Source organism: Synechococcus sp. R55.2, assembly GCF_047462075.1.
Classification (GTDB): domain Bacteria; phylum Cyanobacteriota; class Cyanobacteriia; order Thermostichales; family Thermostichaceae; genus Thermostichus.
In genome coordinates this window covers 1-910 of record NZ_JANSIH010000126.1, presented here as the reverse complement: position 1 = coordinate 910, position 910 = coordinate 1, and the positions used below count along the sequence as shown (strand labels likewise).

Annotated in this window: 1 protein-coding gene and 1 pseudogene; one reads left to right on the top strand and one right to left on the bottom strand. The window is 52.3% G+C overall.

The genetic code is table 11. The features are described 5' to 3' along the window. Positions 1-348 precede the first annotated feature (348 nt). Positions 349-492: pseudogene (gene rpsU, locus NW838_RS04745) on the top strand (30S ribosomal protein S21). Here the strand turns inward: rpsU and NW838_RS04740 are convergent. Next, positions 489-910: sensor histidine kinase (locus NW838_RS04740; RefSeq protein ID WP_414427592.1), on the bottom strand; the 422-nt coding region annotated here is incomplete at its 5' end. The pseudogene rpsU and the gene NW838_RS04740 overlap by 4 nt on opposite strands.

Genomic DNA, 910 nt, shown 5'->3' with positions numbered 1-910 from the left:
AGATGTGTATTAGAGTCAGGGTTTTGTCTAGGAACACTCTACAGGTAACAAAGTAAGCCAGATCCTCAAGAACCGAAATCACTTATTAAGAAAAAGTTGTGAATTGAAACTTACTTGCAACAAATCCTCTCTGCCTCGCGTCTTCGGCAGCGTGACCAGATTGAGAAGGTTGGGTTGGCGGCCAATCCAGATCCCGGATACGACAGCAACCCTCAGAATACTCAGCCTCTATCTCTTCTGGCCGAGATGAGCATCTGTGTTGGGAACTATTTCCGTATCTGTTGCTACAGAACTTACAATAAGACGGGCTGTGCAGAGGTACCGGGGGAGAGAACCCCTAAGGTAGGGATCAAATCGGCGCTGCGCCGCTTTAAGGGCTAAGTTTCTGAGGCAGGAATCTTGCCAGATCTGCGTAACCATCGCTACTTTGAAACCAACCTGGAAAAGCGCAAGCGCAAAGCAGGAGTCCCCAGGGATCCGCTCAACCTTTAAAACTGGGGCAGAGGGGGCAGGTGGAGCGTGAAAGTTGTCCAGCCGGCGGCGCTGCTGACCTCGATGGATCCCCTTAGTTGATCCACCATTTGCTTCACTAGGGCCAAGCCTAGACCGGTGCCCCCTTCCTTCCAGGGATCACTCTTAGGGATCCGGTAAAAGCGCTCGAAAATGCGAGTTAACTCCTCAGAGGGGATCTCTTGGCTGTTGCTGACCTGGATATGGCTTTGGCGGTTTTCCGTTTCAATTTGTAAGCGGATGGATCCCTGGGGCGGAGTGTATTTAACGGCATTGTGCAGCAACTCCCGCAGGATCCGCCCCAAAAGTAATGGATCCGTCGTGATGGAGCTCTCCAGGGGAACGCTGGCTTGAAAGGTTTGCCCTTTGGCGCGGGCCTGCTCTTCGGCAATGGCTAACA